The 16,719-nt window shown below is 62.6% G+C and carries 20 protein-coding genes; 18 read left to right on the top strand and 2 right to left on the bottom strand.

Features of this window, described 5'->3' with window-relative positions; translation table 11 throughout:
* The 8 genes from CFII68_RS14740 to CFII68_RS14775 all read left to right on the top strand — a co-directional run.
* On the top strand, positions 1-1,252 hold a 1,252-nt coding region (locus tag CFII68_RS14740; protein WP_018606557.1), incomplete at its 5' end, for a chemotaxis protein CheA.
* A gap of 48 nt (positions 1,253-1,300) precedes the next feature.
* The gene (locus CFII68_RS14745; RefSeq protein WP_018606555.1) at positions 1,301-2,443 is read left to right on the top strand and encodes a chemotaxis response regulator protein-glutamate methylesterase; all 1,143 of its coding nucleotides are present in this window, start codon (positions 1,301-1,303) and stop codon (positions 2,441-2,443) included.
* A complete protein-coding gene (locus tag CFII68_RS14750; RefSeq protein WP_018606553.1) occupies positions 2,443-3,183 on the top strand; it encodes a flagellar motor protein in 741 nt (246 codons plus the stop codon). The genes CFII68_RS14745 and CFII68_RS14750 overlap by 1 nt, the downstream gene beginning before the upstream one ends.
* Before the next feature lie 15 nt (positions 3,184-3,198).
* Positions 3,199-4,083: a flagellar motor protein MotD gene (gene motD / locus CFII68_RS14755; protein ID WP_018606552.1), complete on the top strand. Its 885-nt coding sequence runs from the start codon at positions 3,199-3,201 to the stop codon at positions 4,081-4,083.
* A gap of 49 nt (positions 4,084-4,132) precedes the next feature.
* The gene (locus tag CFII68_RS14760; protein WP_018606550.1) at positions 4,133-4,924 is read left to right on the top strand and encodes a ParA family protein; all 792 of its coding nucleotides are present in this window, start codon (positions 4,133-4,135) and stop codon (positions 4,922-4,924) included.
* Positions 4,925-5,019: 95 nt separating this feature from the next.
* On the top strand, positions 5,020-5,892 hold the full coding sequence (locus tag CFII68_RS14765) for a CheW domain-containing protein (protein WP_033062617.1): 873 nt from the start codon (positions 5,020-5,022) through the stop codon (positions 5,890-5,892).
* Between the two features lie 72 nt (positions 5,893-5,964).
* Complete coding sequence (locus tag CFII68_RS14770) at positions 5,965-6,450, top strand: chemotaxis protein CheW (protein ID WP_003199144.1); 486 nt, start codon at positions 5,965-5,967, stop codon at positions 6,448-6,450.
* A 1-nt stretch (position 6,451) separates the two neighbouring features.
* Positions 6,452-6,847 (top strand): DUF2802 domain-containing protein, encoded by a 396-nt coding sequence (locus CFII68_RS14775; RefSeq protein ID WP_003183966.1) that lies wholly within the window; start codon positions 6,452-6,454, stop codon positions 6,845-6,847.
* A 330-nt stretch (positions 6,848-7,177) separates the two neighbouring features.
* Here CFII68_RS14775 and CFII68_RS14780 read toward each other — a convergent pair whose 3' ends face one another.
* Both CFII68_RS14780 and CFII68_RS14785 read right to left on the bottom strand, forming a co-directional pair.
* Positions 7,178-7,507, bottom strand: coding sequence for an EscU/YscU/HrcU family type III secretion system export apparatus switch protein (locus CFII68_RS14780; protein ID WP_003199146.1), 330 nt, complete (start codon positions 7,505-7,507; stop codon positions 7,178-7,180).
* On the bottom strand, positions 7,504-9,075 hold the full coding sequence (locus CFII68_RS14785; RefSeq protein WP_018606548.1) for a flagellar hook-length control protein FliK: 1,572 nt from the start codon (positions 9,073-9,075) through the stop codon (positions 7,504-7,506). The genes CFII68_RS14780 and CFII68_RS14785 overlap by 4 nt, the downstream gene beginning before the upstream one ends.
* A gap of 198 nt (positions 9,076-9,273) precedes the next feature.
* On the opposite strand from CFII68_RS14785, the gene ccmA reads away from it, so the two are divergent.
* From ccmA to CFII68_RS14835, 10 genes are all read left to right on the top strand, one after another.
* Positions 9,274-9,909, top strand: a complete 636-nt coding sequence (gene ccmA / locus CFII68_RS14790; protein ID WP_024618187.1) for a cytochrome c biogenesis heme-transporting ATPase CcmA — start codon at positions 9,274-9,276, stop codon at positions 9,907-9,909.
* A complete protein-coding gene (ccmB, locus tag CFII68_RS14795) occupies positions 9,906-10,574 on the top strand; it encodes a heme exporter protein CcmB (RefSeq protein ID WP_003199151.1) in 669 nt (222 codons plus the stop codon). The genes ccmA and ccmB overlap by 4 nt, the downstream gene beginning before the upstream one ends.
* A 94-nt stretch (positions 10,575-10,668) precedes the next feature.
* Positions 10,669-11,424 (top strand): heme ABC transporter permease, encoded by a 756-nt coding sequence (locus CFII68_RS14800; RefSeq protein WP_014337189.1) that lies wholly within the window; start codon positions 10,669-10,671, stop codon positions 11,422-11,424.
* Positions 11,421-11,597, top strand: a complete 177-nt coding sequence (ccmD, locus tag CFII68_RS14805) for a heme exporter protein CcmD (RefSeq protein ID WP_014337190.1) — start codon at positions 11,421-11,423, stop codon at positions 11,595-11,597. The genes CFII68_RS14800 and ccmD overlap by 4 nt, the downstream gene beginning before the upstream one ends.
* A complete protein-coding gene (ccmE, locus tag CFII68_RS14810) occupies positions 11,594-12,049 on the top strand; it encodes a cytochrome c maturation protein CcmE (protein ID WP_014337191.1) in 456 nt (151 codons plus the stop codon). Before ccmD ends, ccmE begins: the two co-directional genes overlap by 4 nt.
* Positions 12,050-12,052: 3 nt before the next feature.
* Positions 12,053-14,041 (top strand): heme lyase CcmF/NrfE family subunit, encoded by a 1,989-nt coding sequence (locus tag CFII68_RS14815; protein WP_018606543.1) that lies wholly within the window; start codon positions 12,053-12,055, stop codon positions 14,039-14,041.
* Positions 14,038-14,574, top strand: a complete 537-nt coding sequence (locus CFII68_RS14820; protein ID WP_018606541.1) for a DsbE family thiol:disulfide interchange protein — start codon at positions 14,038-14,040, stop codon at positions 14,572-14,574. Before CFII68_RS14815 ends, CFII68_RS14820 begins: the two co-directional genes overlap by 4 nt.
* A complete protein-coding gene (locus CFII68_RS14825; protein WP_018606539.1) occupies positions 14,571-15,044 on the top strand; it encodes a cytochrome c-type biogenesis protein in 474 nt (157 codons plus the stop codon). The genes CFII68_RS14820 and CFII68_RS14825 overlap by 4 nt, the downstream gene beginning before the upstream one ends.
* Positions 15,037-16,239: a c-type cytochrome biogenesis protein CcmI gene (gene ccmI / locus CFII68_RS14830; RefSeq protein WP_018606537.1), complete on the top strand. Its 1,203-nt coding sequence runs from the start codon at positions 15,037-15,039 to the stop codon at positions 16,237-16,239. Before CFII68_RS14825 ends, ccmI begins: the two co-directional genes overlap by 8 nt.
* Before the next feature lie 14 nt (positions 16,240-16,253).
* A complete protein-coding gene (locus CFII68_RS14835) occupies positions 16,254-16,661 on the top strand; it encodes a hypothetical protein (RefSeq protein WP_018606535.1) in 408 nt (135 codons plus the stop codon).
* Positions 16,662-16,719: the final 58 nt, after the last annotated feature.

Raw genomic sequence — 16,719 nt, 5'->3', positions numbered from 1 at the left:
CAAGCCTGCCGCTGCCGCTGCTGCTGCCCCGGCGCCAGCCCGTGCTCCGGCGGCTGCGCCAGCGGACAAACCGGCCAGCGAAGCCGAGACCACCGTTCGGGTCGATACCGCACGCCTGGACGAGATCATGAACATGGTCGGCGAACTGGTGCTGGTGCGTAACCGTCTGGTGCGCCTGGGCCTCAATAGCCAGGACGAAGCCATGTCCAAGGCCGTGTCGAACCTCGACGTGGTCACGGCAGACCTGCAGACCGCGGTCATGAAGACCCGGATGCAGCCGATCAAGAAAGTCTTCGGGCGCTTCCCGCGCCTGGTTCGCGACCTGGCTCGCCAGCTCAAGAAAGAAATCAACCTGGAACTGGTGGGGGAAGAGACCGACCTCGACAAGAACCTTGTCGAGGCCCTGGCCGACCCGCTGGTCCACTTGGTGCGCAACGCAGTCGACCACGGCATCGAGTCGCCGGAGGAACGCGAAGCTTCAGGCAAGGTTCGTGGCGGCAAGGTGATCCTGGCCGCCGAGCAGGAGGGCGACCACATCCTGTTGTCGATCTCCGACGACGGCAAAGGCATGGACCCGAACGTGTTGCGTGCCATCGCGGTGAAACGCGGTGTGATGGACAAGGATGCCGCCGACCGCCTGAGCGAATCCGAGTGCTACAACCTGATCTTCGCCCCAGGTTTCTCGACCAAGACCGAGATCTCCGACGTGTCGGGCCGTGGCGTGGGCATGGACGTGGTGAAAACCAAGATTTCCCAGCTCAACGGTTCGATCAATATCTACTCGACCAAGGGCCTGGGCTCGAAGATCGTCATCAAGGTCCCGTTGACCCTGGCGATCATGCCGACCCTGATGGTGATGCTGGGCAACCAGGCATTCGCCTTCCCGCTGGTCAACGTCAACGAGATCTTCCACCTCGACCTGTCGCGCACCAACGTGGTGGACGGCCAGGAAGTGGTGATCGTACGGGACAAGGCACTGCCACTGTTCTACCTCAAGCGCTGGTTGGTCAGCTCCGCTGCTCATGTAGAGCAGGGCGAGGGCCATGTGGTGATCCTTTCGGTGGGCACCCAGCGGATCGGCTTTGTCGTCGACCAATTGGTGGGCCAGGAAGAAGTGGTCATCAAGCCGTTGGGCAAGATGCTCCAGGGCACCCCGGGCATGTCCGGCGCCACCATCACCGGCGACGGCCGCATCGCATTGATTCTCGATGTGCCAAGCATGCTCAAGCGTTACGCCGCCCGGCGTATTTGATTCTGGAGGGGCGTGGCCCAGGGCCGCGCCTCGTCTAACGGAGTGTTTATGGTAGTTAAAGTCCTGGTGGTGGACGATTCGGGGTTTTTCCGCCGCCGCGTCTCGGAAATTCTTTCGGCGGACACGAGTATTCAGGTCGTCGGTACCGCGACCAATGGCAAAGAGGCGATTGATCAGGCCCTGGCTCTCAAGCCGGACGTGATCACCATGGACTACGAGATGCCGATGATGGACGGCATCACGGCCGTGCGACATATCATGCAGCGCTGCCCGACGCCGGTATTGATGTTCTCGTCCCTGACCCACGAAGGCGCCCGGGTGACCCTCGATGCGCTGGACGCCGGGGCGGTGGATTTCCTGCCAAAGAACTTCGAAGACATTTCGCGCAACCCCGACAAGGTCCGGCAGTTGCTCTGCGAAAAAGTCCATAGCATTTCCCGCAGCAACCGCCGTGTCGGTGCCTACAGCGCACCGGCGCCAGCCCCTGTTGCGGCGCCAAGCCCGGCACCGTCGCCGACACCGACTGCATCGAGCAGCTTCAATCCGGCACCGGTACGCAGCGCCCCGGCACCTGCGCCGGCTCGCTCGGCGGCGCCCGCCAGTGCCTCGTCACCAGCACCCAAGCGCAAAGCCTACAAGCTGGTCGCTATCGGCACGTCCACGGGTGGCCCGGTGGCACTGCAGCGGGTCCTGACCCAGTTGCCGGCCAACTTCCCGGCCCCCATCGTGCTGATCCAGCACATGCCTGCAGCGTTCACCAAGGCGTTTGCCGAGCGCCTGGACAAGCTGTGCAACATCAGCGTCAAGGAAGCCGAGGATGGCGACATCCTGCGTCCAGGCCTGGCGTTGTTGGCCCCGGGTGGCAAGCAGATGATGATCGATGGCCGCGGCGCGGTGAAAATCCTGCCGGGCGACGAGCGTCTGAACTACAAGCCTTGCGTGGACATTACCTTCGGTTCTGCGGCCAAGTCCTACGGTGACAAAGTTCTGGCGGTGGTGCTCACCGGCATGGGCGCCGACGGTCGCGAAGGCGCGCGCCTGCTCAAGCAGGGCGGCAGTGCAATCTGGGCCCAGGACGAAGCCAGTTGCGTGATCTACGGCATGCCAATGGCCATCGTAAAAGCCGATCTTGCCGATGCGGTGTACGGATTGGACGACATCGGTAGACACCTGGTCGAGGCCTGCATTTAATGGATGTGCTCAGCCTGATTGGCATCATTATGGCGTTCGTCGCCATCATTGGCGGCAATTATCTGGAAGGCGGTCATCTGGGCGCCCTGGCCAACGGCCCGGCGGCGTTGATCGTGATCGGTGGCACCGTTGGCGCAGCGCTGTTGCAGTCGCCCATGAGCGCTTTCAAGCGCGCCATGCAGGTGCTGATCTGGATTCTGTTCCCGCCCCGTGTCGACCTGGCTGGTGGTATCGATCGTGTCGTGAATTGGAGCCTGACCGCGCGCAAGGAAGGCCTGCTGGGTCTGGAAGGGGTGGCCGATGCCGAACCGGACAACTACTCACGCAAAGGCCTGCAATTGCTGGTGGACGGCGCCGAGCCGGAAGCCATCCGCAGCATCCTGGAGGTGGATTTCTACACCCAGGAAAGTCGCGACATCGAGGCGGCCAAGGTATTCGAAAGCATGGGCGGCTACGCGCCGACCATCGGCATCATCGGTGCGGTGATGGGCCTGATCCATGTGATGGGCAACCTGGCCGATCCGTCGCAACTGGGCAGTGGCATCGCCGTGGCGTTTGTCGCCACGATCTACGGCGTGGCGAGTGCCAACCTGGTGCTGCTGCCCATCGCGGCCAAACTCAAGTCCATCGCGTTGCGCCAGTCGCGCTATCGCGAAATGCTGCTGGAGGGGATCCTGTCGATCGCCGAAGGTGAAAACCCACGCTCCATTGAGTTGAAGCTGCAAGGCTTCATGGACTAATGGGGGATATGGAGCATGGCACGTCGCAGGCATCGTGAAGAACACGTCAACCATGAACGCTGGCTGGTTTCCTACGCCGACTTCATCACGCTGCTGTTCGCTTTTTTCGTGGTCATGTATTCGATCTCGTCGGTCAACGAAGGCAAGTACAAAGTCATTTCCGAGGCATTGATCGGTGTCTTTACCGACTCCGACCGCGCCCTCAAGCCTATCCCCATCGGTGAGGAGCGGCCGAAGACCACGACCCCGGCCAAGCCCTTGGTCAAGGACAGCGAGCAGGTCGAGGCCGGTATCGCCGGCAGTAGCGATCCGTTGAAAAGCATCGCCGACGATATCAGCGCGGCGTTCGGTGACCTGATCAGCTCCAACCAGATGACTGTGCGCGGCAACGAGTTGTGGGTCGAGATCGAACTCAATTCCAGTCTGTTGTTCGGCAGCGGCGATGCCATGCCCAGCGACATGGCGTTCAACATCATCGATAAGGTCGCGGCGATCCTCAAGCCCTTCGACAACCCGATCCATGTCGAAGGCTTCACGGACGACCAGCCGATCCGTACTGCGCAGTACCCGACCAACTGGGAACTGTCCTCGGCCCGTTCGGCGAGCATCGTGCGCATGCTGGCGATGCAGGGCGTGAAGCCTGGTCGCCTGGCCTCGGTGGGTTACGGCGAGTTCCAGCCGGTCGCCAATAACGCCACTGCCGAGGGGCGCGCGCGCAACCGGCGGGTGGTGCTGGTGGTGTCGCGTAACCTGGATGTGCGTCGCAGCCTGACCGGTACCGGTACGACCAATGCAACTCCGGATGCGGCATTGAAGCGGGCTGGCACACAAACTGCACCGGCTCCGGTCAAGTCGCCGGGAAGACAGAGTGCCGTCAATTCTCCGTCACCCGCTTTATAACCGAGCTATTTCTCGGTCGAGCCTGTTTCGGCCGGGAGGAACGATCCGAATGAGAGTCTGGGCAGTCGCCAATCAAAAAGGTGGTGTGGGCAAGACCACATCTTCCATCGCTTTAGCCGGGTTGCTGGCCGAGGCGGGCAAGCGCGTGGTCATCGTCGATCTGGACCCCCACGGCTCGATGACCAGCTATTTCGGCTACGATCCTGACAGCCTGGAGCACAGCAACTACGACCTATTCCTGCACAAGGGCGTAGTGCCCGAGGGCCTGCCGGGGCAGTTGCTGTTATCCACCAGCGACGAGCGGATTTCCCTGTTGCCGTCGAGCACCGCCCTCGCCACCCTGGAGCGACAGTCGCCCGGGCAGAGCGGCCTGGGTCTGGTGATCGCCAAGAGTCTGGCGCAGCTGTGGCAGGATTTCGATTACGCAATCATCGACAGCCCGCCGTTGCTGGGCCTGCTGATGGTCAATGCCTTGGCGGCCAGCCAGCAGTTGGTGATCCCGGTACAGACCGAGCACTTGGCGGTCAAAGGCCTGGAGCGCATGGTCAATACGCTGGCGATGGTCAACCGCTCGCGCAAACAGACGCTGGCCTTCAACATCGTGCCGACCTTGTTCGATCGTCGCACCCAGGCGTCCCTGGGTACCCTGCGGGTGTTGCGGGACATGTACCCGGATGACATCTGGCAAGGCTATATCCCCGTCGACACCCGCTTGCGGGACGCCAGCCGCGCCGGAGTGACCCCTTCGCAATTCGATGGCAAGAGCCGTGGCGTGCTGGCTTACCGGGCGCTGCTCAAGCACCTGCTGGCCCAGCAGCTTGTTCCGCAGCAGGTGGCTTAAGTGACGAGGTTTTCCACTGGCATCGTGTTCGCTTGCGAGCGCTCAAGTCCTACCGCATTCATGCCGATAACCTCTTCAAGTGGCGCACTGTTCCTATGAGCCGCCCGATAAAGACAACCTCGCGTCCGCAAATGGCCCTGCAATCCTATCTGGATGGGCTGCTGCAGGAAGCGACCGAAGAATTGCCACCGCCGCCAAGCGTGATCGAGGCGTTGCCCGAGCACGTTGAAGCCAAGGGTGTGCTGGATGAATTTCAAGCGGCCGTGCTCGAAGAGCAGGCCCGTGACGCACAGAAAGCAGTAGTGGCTGCAGCGGTCGAGGCGCCGTTTATCAAGCCTCAGGTGGCGGTCCTGGACGCGCCTGCGCCGATCCTGGCGTCGGTCTCGACCGTTGCCCCGCTGCTACAAGGCCTGGTGACGCCGGTGGTGGAAATCCACCTGCCGCCGAGCAATCCGCCGCCACCGGTGCCGGGCGACGACCGTCCGGCCTGGGCTGCCGAGCCGTTCGAGTGTTTGTTGTTCGATGTGGCCGGGTTGACCCTGGCGGTGCCGCTGGTATGCCTGGGATCGATTTATTCCCTGGCCGGGCAGGAATTGACGCCGTTGTTTGGCCAGCCGGAATGGTTCCTCGGGATCCTGCCGAGCCAGGCCGGCAACCTGAAGGTCCTGGATACCGCGCGCTGGGTCATGCCGGACCGTTATCGCGATGACTTTCGCCAAGGCTTGCAGTACGTGATTTCAGTGCAGGGTTACGAGTGGGGTTTGGCGGTGCATCAGGTCAGTCGCTCGCTGCGCCTGGACCCGAACGAGATCAAGTGGCGCAGCCATCGAGGGCAACGGCCATGGCTGGCCGGTACGGTGATCGAGCACATGTGCGCCTTGCTGGACGTTTCCGAGCTGGCGGAGCTGATCGCCAGCGGCGGGGCAAAACACCTGGGCGGCAGCAAGCCGGTCCAGAAACCGAAATAAGACAACCGGTGGCGCACAGCGTCGCCGGACAGAATACACGCCGCCACAGGCGGTTTTTCGAGGGGTCAGGGTATGAATGATAAGGCGTCGTCTCAAAAGGGTTCTGAAGATCCGATTCTGCAATGGGTGACCTTCAAGCTCGATAACGAAACCTACGGCATCAACGTGATGCGCGTTCAGGAAGTGCTGCGCTATACCGAGATCGCCCCGGTTCCGGGTGCGCCGAGCTACGTGCTGGGCATCATCAACCTGCGTGGCAACGTGGTCACGGTGATCGATACCCGCCAGCGCTTCGGCCTGATGAATGCCGAGATCAGCGACAACACCCGGATCGTCATCATCGAAGCCGACAAGCAAGTGGTTGGCATCATGGTCGACAGCGTCGCCGAAGTGGTTTACCTGCGTCAGTCGGAAATCGAGACTGCGCCGAACGTGGGTAACGAAGAATCTGCCAAGTTCATTCAGGGCGTGTGCAACAAGAACAACGAGTTGTTGATTCTGGTTGAACTGGACAAGATGATGAGCGAAGAAGAGTGGTCGGAACTGGAGAGTATCTGATTTGATTCTTGAGGTAGCAGTCATTGTCCTGTTCCTTTTCTGGGCAGGCACGCTGGCGATGTTCTTGGCGTACATACGTGGCCAGCGGCAGATCGCCGCTCAGCAGGCCCAGGGCGATGCGTTGCGCGACCAGCGCATCAAGGACCTGGCCAAGCGCGTCGACGATTACCAGAACGGCACCGTGCGCATGGGCGAAGCGCTCCATGAGCTGCGTGCCGTGGTCGCGCCGTTGCCGGATAAACTCGCCCAGTTGGAACAGCGCGACCCCTCCAGCCTGTCCTTCGCCCAGGCCGCCCGCCTGGTGGGCATGGGCGCCAGCGTCGACGAACTGACCCAAGCCTGCGGCCTGACCCAGGCCGAGGCGGAGTTGATGAGCAAGCTGCACAAGGGCGGCTGAACGCATTCTCCCCAATCCAATGTGGGAGCCTGCTCGCGATAGCGGTGTGTCAGTCTCTCAATATTGACTGACAGGGCCCCATCGCGAGCAGGCTCACTCCCACAGGTTTTCTGGGGCTTGCAGATTGATTATTTTTAACCCAAAACGCAGCCCAGGTGGCTAATACCTGTCAGTTAAACAGCAAACCTGTGGGAGCAAAGCTTGCTCGGGATTGCGGTAAGCCAGCCGACAACAATATTGGCGACTCTGCCGCTATCGCGAGCAAGCTTTGCTCCCACAGGATTATGCCGTTTGCTCCTAACTGACAGGCATTAGTCCAGGTGGCTGTGATTAATAATCGTCGCCGCGGTCGGTCACATCCTTTTCGACACTCGGCGCATTCGGGTCGTAGCCCTGGGGAAACTTGCCCTTGAGGTTCCAGGCGAACGCAATGATCTCGGCAATCGTGCGGTACAGCTCTTCCGGGATGCTGTCCCCCAATTCCATCCGTGCCAACAGCTTCACCAACTCGGCGTTTTCATAGATCGGCACTTCACTTTCGCGGGCAATGCGCAGGATTTCCTCGGCCAGGGCCTCGTCGCCCTTGGCGGTGAGGGTCGGGGCGTGGTGACCGTCGTACTTGAGGGCAATGGCCTGGCGGGGTTCGGTATGGGTTGTCATGCGGTTTCGTCCACCCAGCGTTGTTCCAGGCGAGTCTTGGGGCCTTGGGGCGGGGTGCCGAGGTGGCAGTCCAGGTCGCCGACGTTCAGGCCGCAAGTCACCAGGCGCTCACGCAAGGCTGTCAGGTTGCTTTCGATCAGGCTCGCGGTGTACGGCCGTTCGGCCCACAACTGGCTGGAGAGGCTGCCGCTGAGCAACTGGGCCTGAACCTGCAGCGGGCCGAGCGGTTCCATGTCGAATGCCAGTTCCACCCGCCAGAGCTGCTGTTTCGGCTCGCGTTCTTCCCTGCGCTCGTTTGGCTGCTCCCGGGGCGGGGTTTCCTCGCGCTGGAACTTGACCTGCAACGGCACGATGTCCTGCAAGTTGCGCATCGGGATTTCCAATTGCCAGGTGCTCATCAGCCGACCGTCGTCGGTCAGGCCGGTCTGCTCCAGGCTCGACAATTGATGGCTTTGCAAGCGTGACACGGCGGCAGCGGCCAGGCGCAGCAGGTGTTCGAGGTCGCCTTCTTCGTCCTGGCCTTTCATCTGGCGCGAGGGCAGGGGGAAGCTGGTGGGTTGCGGCTTGGCGCTGACCTGGCCGAGCATCCCCAGGGCGCTGCGGACGAAGCTCGGCAGGACTTGGGCCAGCGTATTGGCGGCAATGATGGCGCCGAGGTTGGTGGAGGCGGGCAGGGCCGGTGTCAGTTGGGCGATCAGTTTCAGCAGGTCGCCTTTCATGTCCGGCGCCAGGCTCGGTGGTTGCCCAGCGAGCAATTTGCTTTCCAGGAATACGCCGCTGGCGACCATGGCTTGGGCCAAACCCTTGGGTGTGCTCAGTTGCTGGACATCCGGCAGGCCAGCCAACAAACGAGTCACCGCGGCGCGCAGCTCGGTGCCGGTGTCGTCAGTGGCCGGCAGGTTTTGCAGGGCGCTGATCAGGCTGTCCAGCGAGCCCTGGCGACTCACTTGGGTGACCAGTTGCTGGCTTACCGCCAGTTGCTCCTGGCGGTTGCTCAGCGGAACGAACTTCAGCGTCTGGGCATCTTGCACCTGGGCGCTCAACAGCGTGCCGATGCGCAGCGGTTGGGGGCTGTCGATGTCCAGGGTGCTGCCCGCCTGGGCGGTGTTGAGCAAGCTTACCAACGATCGATACACCGTCGGTTGCCCTGGCAGCTGCGGCAACGCCTGACTGGTCAGCACTTTGCCTTGCAGCAGGGTGCCTACCGGCAACTGCGCGGTGTCGATTCGGGTGAGGGTGGCGACGCTGGAGGACACGGCCTGTTGCACGGCAATCGCCAGGTTGCTGGCGGACGGTTGGGTCACGGCCAGGCTGGTGCCCTGGGGGAGCGGCTGGGTGCTGGTGGCCTGCACGGTGGTCTGGCGGCCGCTCTCCAGCGTGACCTTGAGCAACAGCTGGAAAGTCTGGTCGGCCTGCTTGAGCGATAGCACTTCGGCCTGGGCAGTCTGGCCCGAGCCGATCAGGCCTTGGGCCGGCACCAGCAGTTTGAGCAACTCGCCACTGACCGCCGGCATACGCGTCGTTGCCGTGGACTGGGGCAGCGGCAGGATGTTCATGTCGCCTGTCATCTGCGGTCTTACCTTGGGAAAATAAGCCCTCTTTAGCGTAGGGCATCACATGTATAATGCCGCCCGTCTTTCAGGGAGTGGCGAAAACCTTGCAATTGTTTGACGCAGCTCTGTGGAACAGGTCGTCAAAGCATCTATGCTGCACCTCTTTAACGGCCGCTGCACCGCCGACTTGAACCGTATAAGGCCCGCGATCCCTTGAGCAATCCTCTCCTGCAAACCGTCGGCCTCGCCTGTGAGCGAGACTTGCGACTGCTTTTCGAAAATCTCGAATTGAGACTCTCGCGTGGCGATATGGTGCAAATCAGTGGCCCCAACGGCAGTGGCAAGACCAGCCTGTTGCGCCTGTTGGCCGGGTTGATGCAGCCCACCGCAGGCCAGGTGTTGCTCAATGGCCAACCCTTGCACAGCCAGCGCAGCGAACTGGCCCGCAACCTGCTCTGGATCGGCCATGCCGCCGGCATCAAGGACTTGCTGACCCCCGAAGAAAACCTCAGTTGGCTCTGCGCATTGCATACGCCGGCCGGCCGCGAGGCGATCTGGCAGGCGTTGGCGGCGGTAGGGCTGCGCGGCTTCGAAGACGTGCCGAGCCACACCCTGTCCGCCGGCCAGCAACGCCGCGTGGCCCTGGCCCGGCTGTACCTGGACAGCCCTCCGTTGTGGATTCTCGACGAACCATTCACCGCCCTGGACAAGCAGGGCGTCGCGCAGCTTGAGGAACACCTGGCCCGGCACTGTGAAAACGGCGGCATGGTGCTCTTGACCACCCACCACACGCTGGCGCGAATGCCGGCCGGTTATCGCAACATTGATCTGGGGAACTGGGCCGTATGAGTGTGTTTGGCCTGTTGCTTGCCCGCGAGGCGCGCCTGCTGTTCCGTCGTCCGGCCGAATTGGCCAATCCGCTGGTGTTCTTCGCGATCGTCATCGCGCTGTTCCCGTTGGCGGTCGGTCCGGAGACTCAATTGTTGCAAACCTTGTCTCCGGGGCTGGTCTGGGTGGCCGCGCTTTTATCAGTCCTGCTCTCGCTGGACGGGCTTTTCCGCAGTGATTTCGAAGACGGGTCACTGGAACAGTGGGTCCTTTCGTCGCACCCCCTGGCCCTTCTGGTTTTGGCCAAGGTACTGGCACACTGGGTTTTTTCCGGGCTGGCGCTGGTGCTGCTCTCGCCGCTGCTGGCGATGATGCTGGGGCTGCCCGGGGCGTGCATGCCGGTGCTGCTGGTGTCGCTGCTGCTGGGCACGCCGGTGCTGAGCCTGCTCGGTGCGGTGGGCGCGGCATTGACGGTGGGTTTGAAGCGCGGCGGCCTGTTGCTGGCGCTGCTGATCCTGCCGTTGTATATCCCGGTCTTGATCCTGGGCAGTGGTGCCTTGCAAGCGGCCTTGCAAGGGATGCCCGCGACCGGTTATCTGCTGTGGCTTGGGAGCCTGACCGCCCTGGCGATAACCCTGACACCCTTTGCAATAGCCGCTGGCCTGAAAATCAGCGTCGGCGAATAATAACGAGGCCAGGTCAAAAACTGACCACTTCTTCGGAAGTAAAGGCTGACCCGGCGGTTCGCGATGGCGAGCCGCAACCGTGATGGAAACAGCAATGAACTGGACCTGGTTTCACAAGCTCGGCTCACCCAAATGGTTCTACGGCATCAGCGGCAAACTGCTCCCATGGTTGAGCATTGCTGCGTTGTTGCTGATTGGTTTTGGCGTAGTCTGGGGCCTGGCCTTCGCACCGCCGGACTACCAGCAAGGCAACAGCTTCCGCATCATCTACATCCACGTGCCCACGGCGATGCTGGCCCAGTCCGTCTACGTGATGCTGGCGGTGTGCGGTGTGGTCGGGCTGGTGTGGAAGATGAAACTGGCCGACGTCGCCCTGCAATGCGCCGCCCCCATTGGCGCCTGGATGACCGCCGTGGCGCTGGTCACCGGGGCCATCTGGGGCAAGCCGACCTGGGGTTCGTGGTGGGTCTGGGATGCGCGACTGACGTCGATGTTGATCCTGCTGTTCCTGTACTTCGGTCTTATTGCGCTGGGCAACGCCATCAGCAATCGTGACAGTGCCGCCAAGGCCTGCGCCGTGCTGGCGATTGTCGGTGTGATCAACATCCCGATCATCAAGTACTCGGTGGAGTGGTGGAACACCCTGCACCAGGGCGCGACCTTCACCCTCACCGAAAAACCGGCGATGCCCGTCGAAATGTGGCTGCCGCTGTTGCTGACTGTGCTGGGTTTCTACTGTTTCTTCGGCGCGGTGCTGTTGCTGCGCATGCGCCTGGAAGTGCTCAAGCGCGAGTCCCGGGCCAGTTGGGTGAAGGCCGAAGTACAGAACAGCCTGGAGGCCGCTCGATGAGTTTCGCTTCATTCGGCGATTTCCTCGCCATGGGCCATCATGGCCTGTATGTCTGGTCAGCCTATGGCATTTGCCTGGCAGTGGTAGTCCTCAACGTGGCGGTGCCGATCCTGGCCCGCAAGCGGTATCTGCAACAAGAGGCGCGTCGTCTGCGCCGGGAGAACGGTCAGTGAATCCGCTGCGCAAAAAACGTCTAATCATCATTCTTGCGATCCTGGTGGGTGTCGGTGCCGCAGTCGCCCTGGCCCTGAGCGCCTTGCAGCAGAACATCAACCTGTTCTACACCCCGACCCAGATCGCCAACGGCGAAGCGCCGAAAGACACGCGTATCCGCGCCGGCGGCATGGTGGAAAAAGGTTCGCTGGTGCGTTCCGGGGATTCGCTGGACGTGAAGTTCAACGTCACCGACTTCAGCAAGACCGTGACCATCACCTATCGCGGCATCCTTCCGGACTTGTTCCGCGAAGGGCAGGGCATCGTCGCCCTGGGCAAGCTCAATGCCGACGGCGTGGTGGTGGCCGATGAAGTGCTGGCCAAGCACGACGAAAAATACATGCCGCCGGAAGTGACCAAGGCCCTGAAAGACAGCGGCCAGTCGGCGCCCGCTCCCGTGAAGGAGGGCTGATTCATGACGACCGGCATCTTTATTCCCGAACTGGGCCACCTGGCGATGATCCTGGCCCTGTGTTTCTCCCTGGTACAGGCCGTGGTGCCCTTGCTCGGAGCCTGGCGCGGCGACCGCTTGTGGATGAGCCTGGCCCAGCCGGCGGCGTGGGGGCAGTTCGCCTTTATGCTATTCGCCTTCGGTTGCCTGACCTATGCGTTCATGGCCGATGACTTTTCCGTGGAGTACGTCGCCAGCAACTCCAACAGCGCCTTGCCCTGGTACTACAAGTTCAGCGCCGTGTGGGGCGCCCACGAAGGCTCGCTGTTGCTCTGGGCGTTGATCCTCGCCGGCTGGACCTTCGCCGTCTCGGTGTTCTCCCGACAGTTGCCGCAAGTGATGCTGGCGCGGGTCCTGGCAGTGATGGGCATGATCAGCACCGGTTTTCTGCTGTTTTTGATCGTCACCTCCAACCCGTTCGAGCGCATCCTGCCGCAGATGCCGACGGATGGCCGCGACCTCAATCCATTGCTGCAAGACATCGGCCTGATCGTTCACCCGCCGATGCTCTACATGGGCTACGTCGGCTTCTCCGTGGCCTTCGCTTTCGCCATCGCCGCGTTGCTCGGTGGTCGTCTCGATGCCGCATGGGCACGCTGGTCGCGTCCATGGACCATCGTCGCCTGGGCCTTCCTCGGCATCGGCATCACCCTCGGTTCGTGGTGGGCCTACTACGAACTCGGCTGGGGCGGCTGGTGGTTCTGGGACCCGGTGGAAAACGCCTCGTTCATGCCCTGGTTGGTGGGTACGGCGCTGATCCACTCCCTGGCCGTCACGGAAAAACGCGGTGTGTTCAAGAGCTGGACCGTGCTGCTGGCCATCGCGGCGTTCTCGCTGAGCCTGCTGGGGACGTTCCTGGTGCGTTCCGGCGTGCTGACGTCGGTGCACGCCTTCGCCTCGGACCCTGAACGTGGCGTGTTCATCCTGATGTTCCTGATGTTCGTGGTCGGCGGCTCGCTGACGTTGTTCGCCCTGCGTGCGCCAGTGGTCAAGAGCCAGGTCGGCTTCAACCTCTGGTCGCGGGAAACCCTGCTGCTGGGCAACAACCTGGTGTTGGTGGTGGCCGCGTCGATGATCCTGCTGGGAACGTTGTACCCGCTGGTGCTCGACGCGCTGTCCGGCGCCAAGCTGTCGGTCGGGCCGCCGTACTTCAATGCGCTGTTCATCCCGCTGATGGCGATCCTGATGGTGGTGATGGCCATCGGCATGCTGGTGCGCTGGAAAGACACTCCGGTCAAGTGGCTGCTGGGCATGTTGACCCCGGTGCTGCTGGGCACGGCCGCCCTGGCCGTGGCGGCCGGCGTGGCGTATGGCGACTTCAACTGGGCGGTGCTGGCGACGTTCGGTCTGGCGGCCTGGGTATTGCTGGCGGGGGTACGGGACATCTTCGACAAGACCCGGCACAAAGGCCTGATCAAGGGCCTGCCGACCCTGACCCGCAGTTACTGGGGCATGCAGATCGCCCACCTGGGCATCGCCGTCTGCGCCCTGGGTGTGGTGCTGTCCAGCCAGAACAGCGCCGAGCGCGACCTGCGCCTGGCGCCGGGAGAGTCCATGGACCTGGCCGGCTATCAGTTCGTTTTCGAGGGTGCCAAGCATTTCGAGGGCCCGAACTTCACGTCCGACAAAGGCACCGTGCGGGTCATCCGCAACGGCCAGGAAATCACCGTGCTGCACCCGGAAAAACGTCTCTACACCGTGCAGAACTCGGTCATGACCGAAGCCGGGATCGATGCCGGTTTCACCCGCGATCTCTACGTGGCGCTAGGCGAGTCCCTGGGCGACGGCGCGTGGGCGGTGCGGGTCCACGTCAAGCCGTTCGTACGCTGGATCTGGTTCGGTGGCTTGCTCACCGGCCTGGGTGGGGTGCTGGCGGCGCTGGATCGTCGTTATCGAGTCAAGGTGAAAACCCGGGTGCGTGAAGCCCTGGGTGTGACGGGAGCCACTGCATGAAACGTTGGTTGATGTTGGTGCCGCTGGCATTGTTCCTGTTGATGGCGGTGTTTTTGTATCGTGGGCTGTACCTGAATCCGACCGAGTTGCCCTCGGCGATGATCGGCAAGCCGTTCCCGGAGTTTTCCCTGCCTTCGGTGCAAGGTGACAAGACCCTGACCCGCGCCGACCTGCTGGGCAAGCCGGCCCTGGTCAACGTATGGGGCACCTGGTGCATTTCCTGCCGGGTTGAACACCCGGTGCTGAACAAGCTGGCCCAGAACGGCGTGGTGATCTACGGCGTCAACTACAAGGACGTCAACGCCGACGCCTTGAAGTGGCTGGCCGAGTTCCATAACCCGTATCAGCTGGACATCCGCGACGAAGACGGCTCCCTGGGCCTGAACCTGGGTGTCTACGGGGCGCCGGAAACCTTCTTCATCGATGCCAAGGGCATCATCCGCGACAAGTTCGTCGGCGTGATCGACGAACAGGTCTGGCGCGAGAAACTGGCCGCCAAGTATCAGGCACTGGTGGACGAGGCCAAACCATGAAGCGCTGGTTAGCCGCTGCCATCCTCGGTTTGAGCCTGGCCGGTGTGGCCCATGCCGCCATCGACACTTACGAATTCGCCAACGACGGCGAGCGCGAGCGGTTTCGCGAACTGACCAAGGAACTGCGCTGCCCCAAGTGCCAGAACCAGGACATCGCCGACTCCAACGCGCCGATTGCCGCCGACTTGCGCAAGGAAATCTTCCGCATGCTCGGCGAGGGCAAGGACAACCAGCAGATCATCGACTTCATGGTCGATCGCTACGGTGAGTTCGTGCGTTACAACCCCGCCCTGTCCTCCAAGACCGCGCTGCTCTGGTTCGGCCCTGCCGGGCTGTTGCTTGGCGGTTTCGTGGTCATTGCAGTGATCGTCCGTCGGCGCCGGGTCCAGCGCACGGCCGCCCCGGACACGCTTTCTGTCGAAGAGCGCCAGCGCCTCGACCAACTGTTGGATAAAACCAAGCATGATTGATTTCTGGCTCGCCGCAGGTCTGCTTCTTCTGGTTGCCCTGAGTTTTCTGTTGATCCCTGTACTGCGTGGTCGCCGCGCCCAGTTGGAGGAGGACCGTACCGCGCTCAACGTGGCGTTGTATCAGGAACGCGTCGCCGAATTGCAGACCGAGCGGGAGGAGGGCGTGCTCAACGCCGCGCAACTGGACACCGGTCGCGCCGAAGCCGCCCGTGAACTGCTCGCCGACACCGAGGGTGCCGATGCGCCGCGCGAATCCCGGTTGGGCAAGCCGTTGCCGTTGCTCGCCGCCGTGCTGGTGCCGGTATTGGGCCTGGCGCTGTACCTGCATTTCGGCGCCAGTGACAAGGTCGAGTTGACCCGTGAGTTCGCCCAGGCGCCGCAGTCGATGGAAGAGATGACCCAGCGCCTGGAGCGTGCGGTGGCGGCGCAGCCGGATAACGCCGAGGGCCTGTATTTTCTCGGGCGTACCTACATGGCCCAGGATCGACCCGCCGACGCGGCGAAGCTCTTCGAGCGCACCGTGGCGGTGGCCGGTCGTCAACCCGAACTGCTGGGCCAATGGGCCCAGGCGCAATATTTTGCCGATGGCAAGAAATGGTCGGACAAACTCCAGGCCCTGACCGACGAAGCGTTGAAGCTCGATCCGAAGGAAGTCACCAGCCTCGGCCTGTTGGGTATTGCTGCCTTTGAAGGTGAACGCTATCAGGACGCGATCAATTACTGGGGGCGTCTGCTGGTGGAACTGCCGGAGGGTGACAAGTCCCGTGAAGCGCTGCAGGGCGGCATCACCCGCGCCACCGAGAAGCTGCAAGCCAGCGGTGGCAAGGTCGCCCAGGCGCCGGTGACCAAGGCTGCGGCACTGCTCAAGGTGCGCGTCGACCTGGCACCGGCACTCAAGGCCAAGGTGCAACCGGGCGACAGCGTGTTCATCTTCGCTCGCGCCGTTAGCGGCCCGCCGGCGCCGCTGGCCGCCAAGCGCCTGACGGTTGCCGATCTGCCGGTCACGGTAGAACTGGGTGACGCGGACGCAATGATGCCGCAGTTGAAACTGTCGAACTTCCCCGAAGTCCAACTGGTGGCGCGCATCTCCCGGGCCGGCCAGCCGACCGCGGGTGAGTGGATCGGCCGCAGCCAGCCCCTGGCGAGCAGCACCACGGCGCCGCAACAACTGATCATCGACAGCCCGGACAAATAACAGGAATTCGCACCATGACCGCCATCGCTCGTATCACCCTGCTCACGCTCGTCATGGGCCTGAGCGCTTGTGCGGTCCAGCGTCCGTCGGAGCCCTCGGCGCCGCTGCCACCGATTCCACCGTCGACCCCGACCACCAAACCGGCCCCGTCCAAACCGCCGCTCAAGCCTGCCATCCCGAACAAACCGGCCAAACCACTGCCGCGCACCTCTGCCAGCTTCGCTCCGCCGCCAGGTGGCAATAGCCACTGGGACGCCAAGCTTGGGGTCTATGTGCTGGACAATCAGACGAACACGTTCTATCGCCAGCGTACCTATTATCGCTGGAACAACGGTTGGAGCCGTTCCGTGAGCCCGAATGGCCCATGGGAAGACACCACCATCGAAGGCGTTCCGGCGGGCTTGGGGCGCCAATTCCACTAAGCGCCGGGAACCCTGGAGCCAAAAGGGGGGCATCTGTGGGAGCACAGCTTGCTCCCAC

Origin of the sequence: Pseudomonas sp. CFII68, assembly GCF_000416195.1 — a bacterium.
Classification (GTDB): domain Bacteria; phylum Pseudomonadota; class Gammaproteobacteria; order Pseudomonadales; family Pseudomonadaceae; genus Aquipseudomonas; species Aquipseudomonas kilonensis.
The sequence above is the reverse complement of the archived record's forward strand: the minus strand, read 5'-3'. Positions and strand labels throughout refer to the sequence as shown.